Origin of the sequence: Acidovorax sp. ACV02 (assembly GCF_014851475.1) — a bacterium.
Classification (GTDB): Bacteria; Pseudomonadota; Gammaproteobacteria; order Burkholderiales; family Burkholderiaceae_C; genus Acidovorax; species Acidovorax delafieldii.
Genome location: NZ_JACUZU010000003.1, coordinates 322,193 through 341,636, shown reverse-complemented (window position 1 = coordinate 341,636; position 19,444 = coordinate 322,193). Strand labels below are relative to the sequence as shown.

At 65.6% G+C, this 19,444-nt stretch carries 12 protein-coding genes; 10 read left to right on the top strand and 2 right to left on the bottom strand.

Annotation, left to right across the window (positions count from 1 at the left end; all coding sequences use genetic code 11):
* The first annotated feature begins 104 nt into the window (after window positions 1–104).
* From IB236_RS08915 to IB236_RS08880, 8 genes are all read left to right on the top strand, one after another.
* The gene (locus tag IB236_RS08915; RefSeq protein WP_192420205.1) at window positions 105–512 is read left to right on the top strand and encodes a hypothetical protein; all 408 of its coding nucleotides are present in this window, start codon (window positions 105–107) and stop codon (window positions 510–512) included.
* Between the two features lie 198 nt (window positions 513–710).
* Complete coding sequence (locus IB236_RS08910) at window positions 711–3,629, top strand: aconitate hydratase (RefSeq protein WP_192420203.1); 2,919 nt, start codon at window positions 711–713, stop codon at window positions 3,627–3,629.
* A gap of 209 nt (window positions 3,630–3,838) precedes the next feature.
* Entirely contained in the window at window positions 3,839–7,171 is a 3,333-nt protein-coding gene (locus tag IB236_RS08905) for an EAL domain-containing protein (protein WP_225581041.1), read from the top strand.
* Window positions 7,168–9,681 (top strand): bifunctional diguanylate cyclase/phosphodiesterase, encoded by a 2,514-nt coding sequence (locus IB236_RS08900; protein ID WP_192420201.1) that lies wholly within the window; start codon window positions 7,168–7,170, stop codon window positions 9,679–9,681. The genes IB236_RS08905 and IB236_RS08900 overlap by 4 nt, the downstream gene beginning before the upstream one ends.
* A gap of 61 nt (window positions 9,682–9,742) precedes the next feature.
* Window positions 9,743–10,954, top strand: a complete 1,212-nt coding sequence (locus IB236_RS08895) for an FAD-dependent monooxygenase (protein ID WP_192420200.1) — start codon at window positions 9,743–9,745, stop codon at window positions 10,952–10,954.
* A 317-nt stretch (window positions 10,955–11,271) separates the two neighbouring features.
* Window positions 11,272–13,194: a PrkA family serine protein kinase gene (locus tag IB236_RS08890; protein ID WP_015015409.1), complete on the top strand. Its 1,923-nt coding sequence runs from the start codon at window positions 11,272–11,274 to the stop codon at window positions 13,192–13,194.
* Window positions 13,195–13,241: 47 nt separating this feature from the next.
* Entirely contained in the window at window positions 13,242–14,510 is a 1,269-nt protein-coding gene (locus IB236_RS08885; RefSeq protein WP_192420198.1) for a YeaH/YhbH family protein, read from the top strand.
* Window positions 14,507–16,138 carry a SpoVR family protein gene (locus IB236_RS08880; RefSeq protein WP_192420196.1) on the top strand — a complete coding sequence of 544 codons (1,632 nt, stop codon included), beginning with the start codon at window positions 14,507–14,509 and terminating at the stop codon, window positions 16,136–16,138. The genes IB236_RS08885 and IB236_RS08880 overlap by 4 nt, the downstream gene beginning before the upstream one ends.
* A gap of 98 nt (window positions 16,139–16,236) precedes the next feature.
* Here the strand turns inward: IB236_RS08880 and IB236_RS08875 are convergent, their stop codons facing one another.
* A complete protein-coding gene (locus tag IB236_RS08875; RefSeq protein ID WP_099732199.1) occupies window positions 16,237–16,623 on the bottom strand; it encodes a MerR family transcriptional regulator in 387 nt (128 codons plus the stop codon).
* 93 nt (window positions 16,624–16,716) lie between these two features.
* Between IB236_RS08875 and IB236_RS08870 the strand changes: the two genes are divergently transcribed.
* A complete protein-coding gene (locus tag IB236_RS08870; RefSeq protein ID WP_192420194.1) occupies window positions 16,717–17,199 on the top strand; it encodes a hypothetical protein in 483 nt (160 codons plus the stop codon).
* Here the strand turns inward: IB236_RS08870 and IB236_RS08865 are convergent.
* On the bottom strand, window positions 17,171–18,349 hold the full coding sequence (locus IB236_RS08865) for a nitrate/nitrite transporter (RefSeq protein ID WP_192420585.1): 1,179 nt from the start codon (window positions 18,347–18,349) through the stop codon (window positions 17,171–17,173). The two genes, IB236_RS08870 and IB236_RS08865, sit on opposite strands and share 29 nt — an antisense overlap.
* A 674-nt stretch (window positions 18,350–19,023) precedes the next feature.
* On the opposite strand from IB236_RS08865, the gene IB236_RS08860 reads away from it, so the two are divergent.
* Window positions 19,024–19,386 (top strand): MliC family protein, encoded by a 363-nt coding sequence (locus IB236_RS08860; RefSeq protein ID WP_192420191.1) that lies wholly within the window; start codon window positions 19,024–19,026, stop codon window positions 19,384–19,386.
* The last annotated feature ends 58 nt before the right edge of the window (window positions 19,387–19,444 follow it).

The window sequence follows — 19,444 nt, the reverse complement described above, 5'->3', positions numbered from 1 at the left end:
CATCCTAGGCCCAACCAGGCCGCAGGCCATTACCTGCCATGTCATCGACGCCATGCGCCGCAGCGGCAACGATGCAGCCTTCTTCAACCCCCAAGGAGCTTGCCATGTTGAACCTGTTGTCTTCCCCCTCCCTTTTGCGTGCCGTGGTCTGGTTCGATGCGTCCACCGGGCTGCTGCTGGGCGCCTTGCATCTGCTGCTGACGGCGTCGCTGGCCGAATGGCTGGGTCTGCCGCACGGACTGCTGGTGGTGTCCGGCGTTTTGCTGCTGGGCTACGCAGCACTGGCCACCCGAATTGCCCGCGCGCGCACCATGCCGCGCGGGTGGCTGTGGGCGCTGATCGCTGCCAACTTTGGATGGGCGTTGGCCAGCCTGGTGCTGCTGCTCGGTAACGCCGTGGCACCCACGTTGCTGGGCCAGGCGTACCTGGTGGTGCACGTGGTCTCGGTGGCGCTCATTGCTGAGCTGCAGTGGATGGGTGTGCGCCGCCTGCCTGCTTGGGCTGCTATTTAGTTCTTTTGTGCTATATATTTGATAGCTATTGAGACATAAGGATGTAGCGCTTGGCCGAGTTTTTCCGCAAAAATGGTGAAAAGAGCGTCGTATGAGCCTCTGCGCCAGGGCGGCGGGGCACAGCGGCATACCCCCAACGATTGCGCCGTCATGGGGGACTGCCAGAATAGACGCTGTTGCCTTATCAAGGAGTTCGCCATGGCCTCATCGTCCAAGCCGCTAGCCAAACCGTCGTCCCGACCCGCACGCCACGCCTTTGCCGACACGCTCAAGGGCTTCAAAACGGCGTCGGGCAAGGAGGGCAAGTTCTACTCTCTGCCTGCGCTGGCCAAGCAGTTTCCGCAGATCCAGCGTCTGCCGGTGTCGATCCGCATCGTGCTCGAATCGGTGCTGCGCAATTGCGACGGCCGCAAGGTGACGGCCGAGCATGTGCAACAGCTTGCGCACTGGGCGCCCAATGCCGCGCGCACCGACGAGATCCCTTTTGTCGTCTCGCGCGTGGTGCTGCAGGACTTCACCGGTGTGCCTTTGCTGGCCGACCTGGCCGCCATGCGCAGCGTGGCCGCCAAGCTGGGCAAGAACCCCAAGAAGATCGAGCCCCTGGTGCCGGTGGACCTGGTGGTGGACCACTCGATCATGGTCGACCACTACGGCAAGAAGAATTCGCTCGACCTGAACATGAAACTCGAATTCCAGCGCAACAAAGAGCGCTACGAGTTCATGAAGTGGGGCATGCAGGCCTTTGACACCTTTGGTGTGGTGCCCCCGGGCTTTGGCATCGTGCACCAGGTCAACCTCGAATACCTGGCGCGCGGCGTGCACAAGCGCAAGGATGGCGTCTACTACCCCGACACCCTGGTGGGCACCGACAGCCACACCACCATGATCAACGGCATCGGCGTGGTGGGCTGGGGCGTGGGCGGCATCGAGGCCGAGGCCGCCATGCTGGGCCAGCCGGTGTACTTCCTCACGCCCGATGTGGTGGGCTTTGAGATGACCGGCCAGCTGCGCGAGGGCGTGACCGCCACCGACCTGGTGCTCACGGTGACCGAGCTGCTGCGCCAGCACAAGGTGGTGGGCAAGTTCGTGGAGTTCTTTGGCGAAGGCACGCGCACCCTGGCGCTGCCCGACCGCGCCACCATCGGCAACATGGCGCCGGAGTACGGCGCCACCATGGGCTTCTTCCCGGTGGACGAAAAGACCATCGACTACTTCAAGGGCACGGGGCGTACCAAGGGCGAGATCGAAGCCTTCGAGGCCTACTTCAAGGCCCAGGGGCTGTTTGGTGTGCCGCTGGCCGGCGAGGTCGACTACTCGCAGGTCGTCAAGCTCGACCTTGGCAGCGTCACCCCCAGCTTGGCGGGCCCCAAGCGCCCGCAAGACCGCATCGAGCTGGGCAAGGTCAGCAGCCAGTTCGCTGAGCTGTTCAGCAAGCCCAATGCGCAAAACGGCTTCAACCGCCCGGCAGAGCTGCTGCACACGCGCCATCACATCCACCGCCATGGCGAAGCTGCCGCCGAAGAGGCTACGCCAGACGGTAAGCCCACGCCGGCCGGCGCACCGCGCTCGGTGGTCGAGATGGAGGCCAACAAACCCGCACTGGCCACTGCGCACGGCGAGTCCCGCGCAGCCACGCTGCCCGCCAAGGGGGCTGACCCCACAGTGGGCAATGGCGACGTGCTGATTGCCGCCATCACCAGCTGCACCAACACCAGCAACCCCAGCGTGCTGCTGGCTGCAGGCCTCTTGGCCAAGAAGGCGGTGGAGGCAGGCCTCAAGGTGCAGCCGCACATCAAGACCTCGCTGGCCCCCGGCTCGCGCATCGTCACCGAATACCTCACGCAGACCGGGCTGCTGCCGTACCTGGAAAAGCTGGGCTTTGCGCTGGCGGGCTATGGCTGCACCACCTGCATCGGCAACGCGGGCGACCTCACCCCCGAATTGAACGAGGTCATCACCAGCAACGATCTGGTCTGCGCAGCCGTGCTGTCGGGCAACCGCAATTTCGAGGCACGCATCCATCCCAACCTCAAGGCCAACTTTCTGGCCAGCCCGCCGCTGGTGGTGGCGTATGCCATCGCGGGCACGGTGCTCAAAGACCTGATGACCGAACCCGTGGGCAAGGGCAAGGGTGGCAAGGACATCTACCTGGGCGACATCTGGCCCACCAGCGATGAAGTCCACGCCCTGCTCAAGTTCGCCATGAACGGCAAGGCCTTCCGCGAAAACTACGCCAAGGTGGCGACCGACCCCGGAAAGCTGTGGGAGAAGATCAAGGGCGTGAGCGGCACGGCCTACACCTGGCCCGCCAGCACGTACATTGCCGAGCCGCCGTTTTTTGCCCAGTTTGCGCTCGACAAAGGCGCTGCGGCCGCGTCGGCGGTGCACGGCGCGCGCATCATGGCGCTGTTCGGCGACTCCATCACCACCGACCACATCTCGCCCGCAGGCTCCATCAAGGAAAGCTCACCCGCAGGCCAGTGGCTGTTGCAGCACGGCGTGCAAAAGGCAGACTTCAACAGCTACGGCGCCCGCCGGGGCAACCATGACGTGATGATGCGCGGCACCTTTGCCAATGTGCGCATCAAGAACCTGATGATTCCGCCCACCGCCGATGGCTCGCGTGAAGAGGGCGGCGTCACGTTGTTCCAGAACGATGGTCCGCTGCAGGGCGAGAAGATGTTCATCTTCGATGCCGCCATGCAGTACATGGCGCAGGGCACGCCCACCGTGATTTTTGCGGGCGAAGAGTACGGCACCGGCTCCAGCCGCGACTGGGCCGCCAAGGGCACGCAACTGCTCGGCATCAAGGCGGTGGTGGCGGGCAGCTTTGAGCGCATTCACCGCTCCAACCTCGTGGGCATGGGCGTGTTGCCGCTGCAGTTCAAGGCGGGCGATTCTTGGGAAACGCTGGGCCTGACGGGCAATGAGGTGATTGATGTGGTGCCTGATGCCGCACTCACGCCACAGAGCGATGCGAGGCTGGTCATTCACCGTGCCGATGGCACGCGCCAGGAAGTGACGGTGACCCTGCGCATCGATACCCCCATCGAGGTGGACTACTACCAGGCCGGTGGCATCTTGCCGTTTGTGCTGCGCCAGCTGCTGGAGGGTTGAAGGCCCGCTGCATCCTTCTTCCTTGCCGCATCGCGCCCTGCGCTGATGCGTGCACGCAACGCCTGGGTGCAGCGCCGTCCAGGGTTGTCTTGGACGGGGCTTCGGCCCCGTTTTTCATGGTGCGAGCGCTCTGGTCATTTCCTTACGCGTAGATACACTTGTGACGTTGTGCGGCCATTTCGCTGGCACTGCCATTCACCCCTTCGTCCATGCCACCTCCCAACAGCTCTCCGACAGCGCGCATGCCCTGGTCGGATGCGCCCGCCATCACCGTGGTGCTGGTGGTGGCAGTGCTGGCGCTGGTCGTGGTGCCGCTGGCGCAGATGCTGGGGGATGGGGCGGGCGCCCAGCACGGGCTGGAACCGTTGCTGGAGCTGGTGGCGGTGCTGCTGGGACTGCTGGTGGTGTCGGTGTCCCTGCACGCCCTGGAGGCGCAGGAGCAGGCGCGCGCCAATGTCCTGGTGGTGGGTTTTGGCGTAGCGGCGGCCTGCAATTTTCTGCACGGGGTGCTGGTGCATTCCGGCCCTGTGCACATGCCGCCGGGCAGTGCCGACATGTCGTTGTGGCTGAGCAGTTGGGCGCGTGTGGCCGAGGCCCTGACCTTGGGGCTCACCGCCACGCGCTTGTCGGCCCCCGGGCCGGCCCGCGCCTGGCTGGCAGCGGCGGGGGGTGTCACGCTGGTGCTGGCAGGGTCGTCGCTGGGGCCGCTGCCCCAGTGGTTTGCCCATGCTGCAGACGGTGCCTTGCGCCAGGTGGTGGCCGTGGGGCTCGCCCTGGCCATGGCCGCCAGCGCGGTGGTGCTGCATCGCCGCAGCCGCAGCGAAGATGCACCGCGTGAACGCCTGTTTGCCTGGGCGGCCGGAGCGTTCGTGTGCGGCGAGGTCACGGTGGGCGCGCTGGGCGGGCATTCGATGCTGGGTGGAGTGCTGTCCCATGGCTTTCGGGTGGTGGCGTATGCGCTGCTGTACCAGGCGGTGTTTGATGCAGGCATCCGCCGCCCGTTCGCGCGCATCCAGGAGGCCGAGAGCCGGTTGCGCGAGAGCGAGGGGCGTCTGTCATTGCTGGGGCGCAACCTGCCGCACAGCGTGTTGTTCCAGATCGTGCGCGAGCTGGATGGCCGGGTGCATTTTGTTCACATGGGCGACGCCATCGAACGGCTGAATGGGGTACGCGTCGAAGACGTGTTGCAGGACCCACGCGTGCTGTACCGCCAGATCCTCCCGGAAGACATTGATCGCCTGCGGCAGGCAGAGCGCCAGTCCTACCTGTCCATGACCAGTCTGGAGGCGGTGTTTCGGCTGCGACGCACCGACGGCCAGGTGCGCTGGATGCACCTGAGTTCGTCGCCACGCCGACTGCAGGATGGCCGGGTGTTGTGGGACGGCGTGCAGACCGACATCACCGCCCACCACCAGGCCGAAGAGGCCGCCCACGCCCAGCAGGCTCGGATGGCCAACACGCTGCGCCATGTGCCGGGTGGTGTCTCGCGGATTGATCGGGACTTGCGCGTGCTGTACGTCAATGAACAGCAGGCACGCTGGCTGTACACCACGCCCCAGGAGCTGGAAGGGCAACTGCTGCAGGATGTGATCCCGCCCGAAGTGTTCGCGCGCATCCACCCGCATCTTGAAAAAGCCTTTGCGGGCGAGACAGCCGTGTTTGAAAACCGCATTGACGGCCCCGACGGCACCCAGTTTCGCCACACCACCATTGCGCCCGAAAGCGTGACGGAGCAAGGGGTGGCTGCCGTGGTGCTGTTCGCCTACGATTTGACCGCCCTCAAGCGCATCGAACAGGAACTCGCCCAGCAGAAGGCGCATCTGGCCAGCGTGGTCAACGCCATGCCGGACATGGTGTTCATGAAAGACACCAACGGGGTGTACCTGTCGGTCAACCCGGTGTTCGAGCGTTTTGCCGGCCGTCCGGAGAACCAGATTGTGGGCTGCAGCGACTTTGACCTGGTCGCGCCTGCCGACGCAGAGCGCTTTCGCAAGTACGACCAGCGCGCCATGCAGGCCTGGCAGCCGCTGGTGTATGAGGAGACGCTCACCTTCGCCGAAGACGGCTACCAGGGCCAGTTCGAGACCATCAAGACGCCCATCCGCGACCTGCATGGGCGCGTGACAGGCATCCTGGGCGTGTGCCGCGACATCACAGACCGCAAACGCGCCGAACAAGAGATCGAACGCCTGGCGTTCTACGACGCGCTCACGGGCCTGCCCAACCGCCGCCTGCTGCTGGACCGCCTGCAACGCTCCATCGCCGCCTGCCAGCGCACCAGGAACCTCGGGGCCCTGCTGTTCATCGACCTGGATAACTTCAAAGACCTCAACGACACCCTGGGCCACGACATGGGCGACCAGCTCCTGGCCCAGGTCGCCGCCCGCCTGGTGGGCAGCGTGCGCGAAGCCGACACCGTGGCCCGCTTCGGCGGCGACGAATTCGTCGTCATGCTCGAAGCCCTGGCCCCCGATCTGCAAAACGCCGCCACCCAGGCAGAAACCGTCGCCGAGAAACTCCTGGCCAGCCTGAACCAGCCCTTTGACCTGGACGGCGCCCAGCACTACAGCACCCCCAGCATCGGCATCACCCTCTTTGGCGACGAACGCCTCACCGTGGACGAACTCCTCAAGCGCGCCGACCTGGCCATGTACCAGGCCAAAGCCGCAGGACGCAACACCCAGCGCTTCTTCGACCCCGACATGCAGGCGGCCGTCAACGCCCGCTCCAACCTCGAAGCCGACCTGCGCCAGGGCCTGGCCCGGGGCGAATTGCTCGTGCACTACCAGCCCGTGGTCGACCACCACGCCCGCTTGCTGGGCGCAGAAGCCCTGGTGCGCTGGCGCCACCCCCAGCGCGGCATGATCAGCCCCGGCGACTTCATCCCCCTGGCAGAACAGACCGGCCTCATCCTCCCCCTGGGCCAATACGTGCTCCAGACCGCCTGCGAACAACTGCAGCGCTGGAGCCAGCACCCGGACACCGCCCACCTGTCCATCTCCGTCAACGTCAGTGCCCGCCAGTTCCGGCAACCCGGCTTCGTGGCCGAAGTGCTGCAAACCTTGAAGAACCGCAACGCAGACCCCCGGCAACTCAAGCTCGAACTCACCGAAAGCCTGCTGCTGGGCGACATCGAAGACACCATCGCGCGCATGGTGCAGCTCAAGAGCGAAGGCGTGGGGTTTGCGCTGGACGACTTCGGCACCGGCTACTCGTCCCTGTCCTACCTCAAGCGCCTGCCGCTGGACCAGGTGAAGATCGACCAGAGCTTCGTGCGGGACGTGCTGACGGACCCGAACGACGCGGCGATCGTGCGGACGATCCTGGCGCTGGCCAAGAGCCTGGATTTGGAGGTGGTGGCGGAGGGGGTGGAGACGACGGGGCAGCTGTCGTTCCTGAGGCTGCACGGGTGCGAGGGGTTCCAGGGGTATCTGTTTGGAAGGCCTGGGCCCGTCGAGTTGTTCGAGCGTGAGCATCTGCCGGGCCATTCAGCCTCCTCGCTGCCGACCGCTCTGCCCGCACCGCAGGAGCCGCAGCCATGAACGGTGTGGGCATCCTGTGGGTGGACATTGATACCCAGCATGCGGCGGCCGCGCGGCGGCTCATGGCAACGCGTTACCCCGACTGGCGGGTGGTCAACAGCCCCACGCAAGAAACTGCCAAGGCTCCCCTCGCCAGCCAGGCCTGGGATGCCGTGGTGCTGTGCCTCAAGCCCACCGACCAGGAACTGCCCGGCCTGCTGGAGCTGTGCGCTGGCCGCCCGGTGCTGATGTGCATCGATGCAGCGCAAGAGGCGCTGGCTGCGCGCGCCTTTCGCTGCGGGCTGGGCGACTATGTGCTGCGCGAGGCCGATGGCGTAGCGCACCTGAGCGAGCTGCTCAACCGCCTGGTGGCGCTGGTGCAAGGCGCCAAGGGGCAGGGCCAGCCCGTGCGCATGGTGGATGCCCGCATCTGGCAAGAGGCTCTGACCATGCTGCAGGAGCAGCGCTCGGCCCTGCAGGCCACGCTGGCCAGCATGAGCCAGGGCATCTTCAAGACCGGGCCCGATGGCCGCATCACCGTCTACAACGAGCGCGTGCTGGAGCTGCTGAATTTGCCCGAGTCGCTGATGGCCACCCGCCCCACGCTGGCTGACCTGACGCGCGTGCAGGCTGAGCGCGGTGACTTTGGCGAGGGCTATAGCCTGGTGGACCGTCGCGGACACGACTACGTGGCCCAGGGTGCTGTCGCTGCTGCCCCGGCGCTGTACTGGCGCACCACACGCGATGGCCGTACGTTCGAGGTCCGCACCACCACGCTGGCCGATGGCAGCCTGGTGCGTACGTTTGCCGATGTGAGCGACTACGTGCGTGTGGAGAACGAGCTGCGCGAGAGCGAGGCGCGCTTCCGATCCCTGAGCGACCTGTCGTCCGACTGGTACTGGGAGCACGATGCCGAGGGCCGCTTTGTGCAACTGGCGGGCGATCTGAGCGTGAACGGCATCCCGCTGTCGGACGTGATGGGGCGCACGCGCTGGGAGATCGGCGCCCTGAACATGACCGATGCCGACTGGGCTGCGCACCGCGCGGTGCTGGCCGCGCACCAGCCGTTCCGTGACCTGGAGCTGCAACGCCGGCGCGCGGACGGCAGCATGCACTGGATCTCGGTCAGCGGCGTGCCTGTGTTTGATGCCAATGGCGCGCTGCGTGGCTACCGGGGTGTGGGCCGCGACATCACCGAACGCAAGCAGGTCGAGAGCCAGATCGAACGCCTGGCGTTCTATGACTCGCTGACCGGTCTGCCCAATCGCCGCTTGCTGGTGGACCGGCTGCAACACGCCACGCTGGCGGTTGCGCGCTCTGACACCCAGGGCGCGCTGCTGTTCATTGACCTCGACAACTTCAAGGACCTCAACGACACGCTGGGCCATGACACCGGCGACCAATTGCTGCTGCAGGTGGCGCAGCGCCTGAAGGGCTGCGTTCGGGAGTCCGACACCGTGGCCCGTTTTGGTGGCGACGAGTTCGTGGTGCTGGTGGAGGGCCTCAGCCCCGACCCCGCCCACGCAAGCGCCGAGGCTGCGCTGGTGGCCAGCCACATCATCACCACGCTGGGCAAGCCCTATGCGCTGGGCGATGCCAGCCACCACAGCACACCCAGCATAGGCATCGCGCTGTTTGGCCAGCAGACCGTGAGCGTGGATGAGCTGCTCAAACATGCCGACCTGGCCATGTACCAGGCCAAGGCGGCGGGGCGCAACACCCAGCGCTTCTTCGACCCCGACATGCAAGCGGCCGTGAGCAACCGCTCGGCCCTGGAGGCCGACCTGCGCCGCGGCCTGCAAGACAAGGAGCTGGTGCTGTACTACCAGCCGGTGGTGGACGGCAAGGGCCGCCTGCAGGGCGCCGAGGCACTGGTGCGCTGGCGCCACCCGCGCCGGGGCATGGTGTCCCCGGCGGAGTTCATTCCGCTGGCGGAGCAGACCGGGCTCATCCTGCCGTTGGGGCAATGGGTGATGGAGACGGCCTGTGCACAGCTGGTAGCTTGGCAGCGCAGCTCGCTCACGCGACAGTTCTTTTTGTCGGTGAACGTGAGCGTGCGGCAGTTCCGCCAGCCCGACTTTGTGGAGCAAGTGCTGGGCGTGCTCGATGCCACGGGCGCCAACCCGGAGCGCCTCAAGCTCGAACTCACCGAGAGCCTCTTAATGGCCGATGTGGAAGATGTGATTGCGCGCATGGAGCATCTGCGCCGCTACGGCGTAGGCTTCTCGCTGGACGACTTTGGCACCGGCTATTCCAGCCTGAGCTACCTCAAGCGCTTGCCGCTCGACCAGCTCAAGATCGACCAGGGCTTTGTGCGCGACCTGCAGACCGATCCCAACGACGCCGCCATTGTGCGCACCATCCTGGCCCTGGCCGACAGCCTGGACCTGGCGGTGGTGGCTGAGGGCGTGGAGACCACGGGCCAGCTGGAGTTCTTGCAGCGCTACGGCTGCAAGGCCTTTCAGGGCTACCTGTTTGGCCGGCCCATGCCCGCCGAAGTGCTGGAGCGTGCGCTACGGCCTGCGCTATGACCTGCGCTATGACCTGCGCTAAGGCAAAGGTCCGCCGGCGCGCGCAGTTCACAATCGCGCCATGAAAAAACAGGTGTTGGTCGCCGGTGGCGGCATTGGCGGCTTGGCTGCTGCGTTGGGCGCATCCCGGGCCGGGTGGGAGGTGCGGCTGTACGAGCGCGCTGCCGCGTTCAGCGAAGTGGGTGCGGGCGTGCAGATCGGGCCCAACGTCGTGCGCCGCTTGCAGGCCTGGGGTCTGCAGCAGCCGCTGCAGGCGGTGGCTGCCTTCCCCAGCCGGTTGCAGGTGCGCAACGCCGTCAGCGGCCAAGAGCTGGCCGTGTTGCCCCTGGGTCCCGCGGCGGTGGAGCGCTATGGCGCGGCCTACGCCACCATTCACCGAGCGGACCTGCATGGCCTGTTGCTGTCTGCCGTGACCAAGTACACCGACACGCAATGGCATCTGGAGCATGCGATTGACAGCTTTGCCGATGCCGACGGCGTGGTCACCGTGCGCACCAGCCGGGGCAAGCAGGTTGAGGGCGATGCCCTGATTGGTGCCGATGGCCTGTGGAGCCGCACCCGCACCCAACTTCTGGGCGCGGTACCGCCACGCGTGACGGGGCACCTGGCCTACCGCGCGCTGGTGCCGCAGCATGCGCTGCCCGACGCCTTGCGCACGGCGCAGGTCACCGCATGGCTGGGCCCGCGCCTGCACGCGGTGCAGTACCCCGTGCGTCGGGGCGAGCTGCAAAACCTGGTGGTCATTGTGCAAGGGCCCGCACCGCAAGACCTGGAGAGCTGGGACCACGCCGCCAATGCCGCAGGCCTGGAGCACGCACTGCAAGGCACCTGCACCGCGCTGCAGGACGTGGTGCGCAGCGTGAGTGCCGCAGGTGGGGCGGGCTGGCGCCTGTGGCCCTTGTGTGACCGCCCGCCAGTGCGCAGCGCCGACGAGATGGCACAAGGCCTGGTGGGCCTGCTGGGCGATGCCGCGCACCCCATGCGGCCGTACCTGGCCCAGGGCGCGGGCATGGCGATTGAAGACGCGGCCGAGTTGCAGCGTGCTTTGGCCATGCACGACCTCGATGTGCCGCTGCGTCTGCGCCGCTATGCGCTCAACCGCTGGCAGCGCAACGCGCGGGTACAGGCACGGTCTACACGCAATGGCCGCATCTTCCACGCCACGGGGCCGGTGCGCTGGGGGCGCGACCTGTCGCTGCGCCTGCTGGGCGAGCGCCTGCTGGATGTGCCCTGGTTGTACCGGGGCGACGGCTCGAGCGCCAGTTCGTTGTGACGGTTGGCGTGCGGGGGGCGCACTGCGGATAAGCCCTTGGCGCATGGCCCATGCATGCGGTATCAACCGGACATTCCAGTTGTCAGGGCATTCCCTATCCGGTGCAACCCGCGAGCACGTTTTGCAGGGTGAACTTTGCGCAGTGTGCCACGCTCTATCCCTGTGTGTGCAATGCCACAAAAAGGCCGCTCACACGCCCGCGAATTTGCTGTTCAAGCGCAGGTCGTGGTGCTACAAAGAGCCAAGCCGGTAGCGATTGCCAATGCAACACCGTGGTACCACCTGAGCCCGCCAGGGGTGCCGCTACAGGAGGTCGTATGGATGCCATCAGCAACTTCGCCGCGCGCTATGCCCGTAGCCGCGAAGAGGAAATGTCGATCGACGAGTACCTCGCCGAGTGCAAGCGTGACCCCATGGCCTATGCCACATCGGCCCAGCGCATGCTGGCAGCGATTGGCGAGCCCGAGATGGTGGACACGCGCAACGACCCGCGCCTGTCGAGGCTCTTTGCCAACAAGGTCATCAAGCGCTACCCCGCATTCACCGAGTTCTACGGCATGGAGGAGTCCATCGAGCAGGTGGTGAGCTTCTTCCGCCATGCCGCGCAGGGGTTGGAGGAGCGCAAGCAGATCCTCTATCTGCTGGGCCCTGTGGGTGGTGGCAAAAGCTCCATTGCAGAGCGTCTCAAGGCGCTGATGCAGAAGGTGCCGTTCTATGCGCTCAAGGGCTCGCCGGTCAACGAATCACCGCTGGGCCTGTTCGATGCCGCAGAAGACGGTCCGGTGCTGGAGGAGCAGTTCGGCATTCCGCGCCGCTACCTGCAGCGTGTGCTGTCGCCGTGGGCGGTGAAGCGGCTGGAAGAGTACGGCGGCGACATCCGCCAGTTCCGTGTGGTCAAGCGCTACCCCAGCGTGCTCAAGCAGGTGGGCATTGCCAAGACCGAGCCGGGCGACGAGAACAACCAGGACATCTCCAGCCTGGTGGGCAAGGTGGACATCCGCAAGCTCGAAACCTTTGCACAGGACGACACCGACGCCTACAGCTACAGCGGCGGCTTGTGTCTGGCCAACCAGGGGCTGCTCGAATTCGTGGAAATGTTCAAGGCGCCCATCAAGGTGCTGCACCCGTTGCTCACGGCCACGCAGGAGGGCAACTACAAGGGCACCGAAGGTTTTGGGGCGATTCCGTTTGACGGCGTGGTGCTGGCCCACAGCAACGAAAGCGAGTGGAAGGCGTTTCGCAACAACAAGAACAACGAGGCGTTTCTCGACCGCATCTACATCGTCAAGGTGCCGTACTGCCTGCGCGTGAGCGAGGAGATCCGCATCTACGAAAAGCTCATCCGCGAATCGTCGCTGGGCAACGCCGTGTGTGCGCCCGGTACGCTCAAGATGATGGCCCAGTTCGCCATCCTCACGCGCCTGAAGGAGCCTGAGAACTCCAGCATCTTCAGCAAGATGCAGGTGTACGACGGCGAGAGCCTCAAGGACACCGACCCGCGCGCCAAGAGCTACCAGGAGTACCGCGACTACGCGGGCGTGGACGAAGGCATGACGGGCATCTCCACCCGCTTTGCGTTCAAGATTTTGTCCAAGGTGTTCAACTTCGACAGCGCCGAGGTGGCTGCCAACCCGGTGCACCTGATGTATGTGCTGGAGCAGCAGATCGAGCGCGAGCAGTTCGCCACCGATCTGGAGACCAAGTACACCGGCTACATCAAGGAGTTCCTGTCGCCGCGCTACGCCGAGTTCATTGGCAAGGAGATCCAGACGGCCTACCTGGAAAGCTACAGCGAATACGGCCAGAACATCTTCGACCGCTACGTCACCTACGCCGACTACTGGATCCAGGACAACGAGTACCGCGACACCGACACCGGCGAGGTGTTCGACCGCAGCGCGCTCAACGCCGAGCTGGAGAAGATCGAGAAGCCCGCAGGCATCGCCAACCCCAAGGACTTCCGCAACGAGATCGTCAACTTTGTGCTGCGGGCGCGCGCCAACAACCAGGGCAAGAACCCGAGCTGGACCAGCTACGAAAAATTGCGGCTGGTGATCGAGAAGAAGATGTTCTCCAACACCGAAGAGCTGCTGCCGGTGATCAGCTTCAACGCCAAGGCCAGCGCCGAAGAGGCCCGCAAGCACGAGGACTTCGTCACCCGCATGGTGAACAAGGGCTACACGCCCAAGCAGGTGCGGCTGCTGTGCGAGTGGTACCTGCGCGTGCGCAAGAGTAGCTAGGGTCGGTGCCTGGGCCACAGGCCCTGCATGGGGAACGGGAGCAACGGATGGCATTGCAAATCATCGACCGCAGGCTCGCTGGCAAGAACAAGTCGGTGGGCAACCGCGAGCGATTTGTTCGCCGCTACAAGGAACAGATCGCGGATGCGGTGCGTCGTGCCGTCTCGCAACGCGGCATCCGCGACATGGAGCAGGCAGAGAGCATCACCATCCCGCGCAAGGACATCAGCGAGCCTGTGTTCCACCATGGCCAGGGCGGCATCCGCGACACCGTGCACCCCGGCAATGCAGAGCATGTGCGCGGCGACCGCATCGAGCGGCCCCAGGGCGGTGCGGGTGGGCGCGGATCGCAGGCCAGCGACAGCGGCGAGGGCGAGGACGACTTCACCTTCACGCTCACCAAGGAAGAGTTCATGCAGCTCTTTTTTGAAGACCTCGCGCTGCCGCACCTGCTGCGCACCCACATTGGCGAGAACCCGCAGTGGAAGTCGCGCCGCGCAGGCTACAGCCAGGACGGCATCCCCAACAACCTGGCCGTGCTGCGCACCATGCGCGGCGCTTTGGGCCGGCGCATTGCACTGGGCAAGTCGGCGCACCGCGAGCTGCTGGCGCTGCAGGCCGAACTGGACGCCCTGCTGGCGCAGGACGACGGCACCAGCGAGGCGGGGGCTGAGTTGCAGCGCCGCATCGATGCGCTGACGGCGCGCATCGGCAAGATTCCGTACCTCGACCCCATCGACCTGCGCTTTCGTGCGCGCACGCCGGTGCCCGTGCCCAGCAGCCAGGCGGTGATGTTCTGCGTGATGGATGTGTCGGGTTCCATGGACGAGACGCGCAAGGACCTGGCCAAGCGGTTCTTCATCCTGCTGTACCTGTTTCTCACGCGGCACTACGAGACCATCGACATCGTGTTCATCCGCCACCACACCCAGGCGGCCGAGGTGAGCGAGGAGCAGTTCTTCCATTCCACCGAAAGCGGCGGCACGGTGGTGAGCAGCGCGCTGGTGCTGCTGGACCAGATCATCCGTGCGCGCTACCCGCAGGGCGACTGGAACATTTACGTGGCCCAGGCCAGCGACGGTGACAACTTCACCAACGACAGCGGCGTCTGCCGCAACCTGCTGGTGGACAAGATCCTGCCGCTGGTGCGCTACTTTGCCTATGTGCAGGTGGCCGAGGAAGAACAGAACCTGTGGGACGAGTACAGCCAGCTCGCGCCGCTGTACTCCCACTTTGCGATGCGCAAGGTCTCCGCACCCGGTGACATCTACCCGGTGTTCCGCGATCTCTTCAAGAAAGAGGGGGTGGCCGCATGAACAACGTTGTGCAGTACCCCGTGCTGGAGCGCCGTCTCAGCGACAACCCCTGGAAGGCCGCTGCCGTGGGTGAGCGCCGCCACCGTGCCGTGCCCGGCCAGCCCCTGCCTGCAGGCGCGCGGCCGGCCGAGCCGTTGCCCGACCCGAGCGACTGGACGTTCGAGCTGATCGAGCGCTACCACGCGGCCATTGCCGCCACGGCCGAGCGCTTTGGTCTCGACACCTACCCCAACCAGCTGGAGATCATCACCGCCGAACAGATGATGGACGCCTACTCCAGCGTGGGCATGCCGGTGAACTACCGGCACTGGAGCTACGGCAAGGAGTTTCTGGCCACGGAACGGCGCTACCGGCGCGGGCACATGGGCCTGGCGTACGAGATCGTCATCAACTCCAACCCCTGCATCAGCTACCTGATGGAGGAGAACACTACCGCCATGCAGGCGCTGGTGATTGCGCATGCCGCCTATGGTCACAACAGCTTCTTCAAGGGCAACTACCTGTTTCGCATGTGGACCGATGCGTCCAGCATCATCGACTACCTGGTGTATGCCAAGGACTATGTGGCCCAGTGTGAGGAGCGCTACGGCACGGGCGAAGTGGAGCGCCTGCTCGACTCCTGCCATGCCTTGGCCAACTTTGGCGTGGACCGCTATCGCCGCCCGTCCAAGAAGAACCTGGCGCGCGAGCGGCTTGAACGCGCGCAGCGCGAGGCCTACGCCCAGCAGCAGGTGAACGAGCTGTGGCGCACCCTGCCCACGCGCCCCGGCAAGGAAGGTGCGGCGCAAGAGGCCGACCGCTTCCCCAGGGAGCCGCAAGAGAACATCCTGTACTTCATCGAAAAAAACGCGCCCCTGCTGGAGCCCTGGCAGCGCGAAATAGTGCGCATCGTGCGCAAGATCGCCCAATATTTCTACCCCCAGCGCCAGACCCAGGTCATGAACGAGGGCTGGGCCACGTTCTGGCACTACACGCTGCTCAACACGCTGTACGACGAGGGTTACCTGAGCGACGGCGTGATGATCGAATGGCTGGGCTCGCACACCAACGTGGTCTACCAGCCACCCGTGGGGCACCGTGCCTATAGCGGCATCAACCCCTACGCGCTGGGGTTTGCCATGTACCGCGACATTCAGCGCATCTGCCAGCACCCCACCGAGGAGGACCGGCACTGGTTCCCCGATATTGCTGGCACCCCCTGGCTGCCTGCGCTCGACCATGCCATGCGCAACTTCAAGGACGAGAGCTTCATCGTCCAGTACCTCAGCCCGCACCTGATGCGCGAGATGCGCCTGTTTGCGCTGCATGACGACGCTGGCGAGCGCGATCTGGTGGTCAGCGAGATCCACGACGAAAACGGCTACCGCAGCCTGCGCCAGATGCTGTCGCAGCAGTACGACCTGGGCACGCGCGAGCCCAACATCCAGGTGTGGAACGTGAACCTGCGCGGCGACCGCAGCCTGACCCTGCGCCACACCCAGTACCAGGGCCGCCCGCTGGCCGACGACACCCAGGAGGTGCTCAAGCACGTGGCGCGGCTGTGGGGCTTTGGGGTGCAGGTCGAGAGTGCGGACGCCGATGGCAACCACCCGGTGCTGCTGCACCAGGTGCCCGCCTCAGCCACCTGACCGGGCTGCGCTGGCACCTGCGCGGCGATTGAGGGAAGATCGCTCTGTTTTTGATAGCTGCCAGCGCATGATGTACTAGCGCTACCGCCCGATTTGGCTCAAAAAGTGGGCGAAGAGGCCTTGGCCCGTGGCGCCCGGGCCTGCAGCGGGCAGTCGGTGGCCACACGCTCGGCCAACGTCTGGCGCAGGGCCTGCAGTGCGGCAATGCGGTCGTCAATCTCCTGCAGCTTGGCGGCCAGCACCTGCGCCAATGCGGGGCCGGGCTCGGCGGCGTCCCAGATGGCGGGCAGCCGGTCGCCGATCTCCGCCAGGGTAAAGCCCAGCTGCTGCGCAGTGCGGATGTACTGCACCAGCGTCACCACCTCGGGCGGGTAGTCCCGGTAACCGTTGTCCAGGCGCCGCGCGCGAATCAGGCCCTGCTGTTCATAAAAGCGCAGCGCCTCGCGGCTCAGGCCCGAGGCCGTGGCCAGTTCACCGATCAGCATGATCCCGTTCCCTTCACAAAGTGCTTGACCCTGAAGCGTACTTCAAGGTGGAAGCTCGGGGCCTCATTGATCCATTCGCAGAGGTTTCCTGTCATGCACATCCCCGCTTTCGCTTCCGGCCGTTATCTGCGCATCGTGCGCGCCAGCGGCTGGTACGACCTGCTCGTCACCTGGCCGTTTGCCTTGCCCTGGACCTTTGCCTGGCTCTACACCCAGCTGAACCTGCTGGCCCAGGCGCTCGCATTGCCTGGCACCTTGCACCCCTTGGACACCACGCACATGCTGCTAGCCAACCTGCTGGGCTCGGTGGTGGTGGTGTGGTCAGTGGCGCGCATCGTGGCGCCCACGGTGCTGCTGGGGCGGCTGGATGTCGTGGCGCGGTTTCTGTTTGCGGCCTGGCAGATCTACGCGGTGGCACACGGCGCCAATGCCATCGTGCTGGGTTTCACCGCCTTCGAGTTGTTGTTCTGCGTGCTGCAATGGTGGCGTGTAGCAGGTGCCAGTGCGGCGCTGTGCCCGCCTGACCCCGCGCGGGTGAATGAGCTGGTCAATGGGCGGGCGCGGGCAGCAGCCTGAAGGCCAGTGCACCCACCACCAGCATGGCCGCAATGGTCAGCATCACCGCCACGTACGGGTCCACACCCTGTGCGGCGGCGATGGAGGCCGCCACGCCCGTCACCCACTGCATCAGCGCCACGCCCAGGAACAGCGCCATGGTGAACACCGCCATGGCCCGCCCCGTGACCGCAGGGGCGTAGGCCGAGCGCACGTCCGAATACTGCAGCACCATGTAGCCCGACAGCAGGCCCACGGCCACGGAGCCGCCCACGTCCAGCCATTCGGCATGCAGAAAGCCCATAGCCGCAAACAAGGCCGCCAGCAGGGTGGTAAAGCCCAGCAGCCAGCGCCTGCGCCGTGTGGGGCCAGGGTCCAGCCGACCAAAAAGGGCTGGGCTGAACAGTGACACCAGCGACGACAGCATGGCCACATTGCCGCTGGCCACCAGCGAATAGCCATGCCGCTCGATCAACAGTGGGCCCAGCCACAGTCCGCGCAGCGTGAGGAACGAGGCATACGTCATCAGCGCCAGCAGCATGATGCCGGCGGTGTGCGGCAGCAGGAACAGCGCGCCGAAGCCGCGCACCGCCTGCAGCATCGATTCGCGCGGAGCGGCCTCGTCGATGGGTTGTGCGGGTTCATGCACCTTCCAGAAGATCAGCAGCCAGGCCAGCGCCGCCAGGCCCGCCAGCACGCCAAACCCCATGCGCCAGGACGACTGCTGCACCAGCCAGGCCAGCGGCGTGCCGGTGAACAGCATGCCCAGTCCGCCCACCCCCATGGCCACTCCCGACACCATGGCAAACCGCGACGCCGGAAAGTAGCGTGCGATGAACACGGTGCACACCAAAAATGCGGGCGCGCAGCCCACACCGATCAGCACCTGCCCCAGCAGCACCGCGCCATAGCCCGGCGCCAGTGCCGACAGCACCGCGCCCGCAATGGTCAGCGGAAACGCCACCAGCAGCGTGCGCCGCACGCCATACAGGTCGATGCCAATGCCCATGAACAGCTGCATGGTGCCAAAGGCAAACGCAAACGCCCCGGCAAACACCCCCAGCGCCTGCGCCGACAGACCGAACTCGGCCCGCAAGCCCGTCGCCATGATGGCCGTGATGGTGCGAAACGCCTGGCTCAGCGCAAAGCCCGCCACCAGCGCCAGCAGCATGGCCCAGGCAGTGCGGGGGGCGAGGAGAGGGGTGGCTGGCAAGGGGTTGGGCACGGGGGCAGGTCTCCAGAGCGGATGCCCGTCGCGGTCGAGAGGGGTTCTCTGCCGGCGACTGGGCCCCGCGAGGTTATCCGCTGAGCACGGGCGCTGCTGTCACCCATGGACGGCGGGGAGCCGGCCCGGTGGGCGGAGCAGCCGTACAGGCAGGCTCATAGGGTATGTCCCAGTCCCTCCCGTCCATAACCGACCAAACGCGTCGGATGCTGCGGATTTTGGGGTGTGGGTGCTTGTAATCAGATGTTTCTACCGCTGATTGGGCCCTTCGGTGCTTCCAATCCTGCCCCGTCTGCAGGTGGCTGGGGCCGTCATGAGGGCGCCACAGGGCGCGGGCAGACTTTAGAGGAGGCTCTCGATGTGGGGATCACCCCAATGACGGTGCCGGGGGCCTGGGGCACTCTTGTGTCCATGCGCTGCACCGGGTGTTGGTCACGGCTCTGGAATCGCAAGTTTCGGTCTCTCGCAATCAGGATGGTGCAGGCAGTGGTGAGTGGCAAGGTTTGTGCTTGGGTGATCACCACGGGGCTTTGAATGGGTCCCGGTGGCCGGTGGCCACAAGCCGTTGGATGGAAGTTGTCGGGCGCCGTCAGGCGGCGCCGCGATGTCAGGAGTGACCGATGAAGACGATGGTTTTGCTGGGTTCGGGTGCGTTGGCTACCCTCTTGTTGTCGGGCTGCGCAAGCCAGCCCCCCGCGATGCAGGCGTTCAGCACACCGACCGATGGCAGCAGCATGCAATACGCCTGCGGCAACGGCGAAAAAGTGGAGATGCAGTTCTACCCCGACCAGGACCGCAGCGTGATGCGCCGCAGCGGCTGGACGGTGGAGCTGCCCAAGCAACCTGCTGACAGTGGCTACGCCTACAGCAACGGCCCCACCACGGTGCTGGGCAAGGGCAATGAGCTGACGATTCAGATTGGACACTTGGCACCGATCTGGTGCCGCAGCAACCGCGGCATGATGGTGGCGGGCGCCAAGTAGCCAGCACACACCGGCAACTCACGGCTTCGTGGTTGCCAGCCCGGGCGGCCAGAGCGCC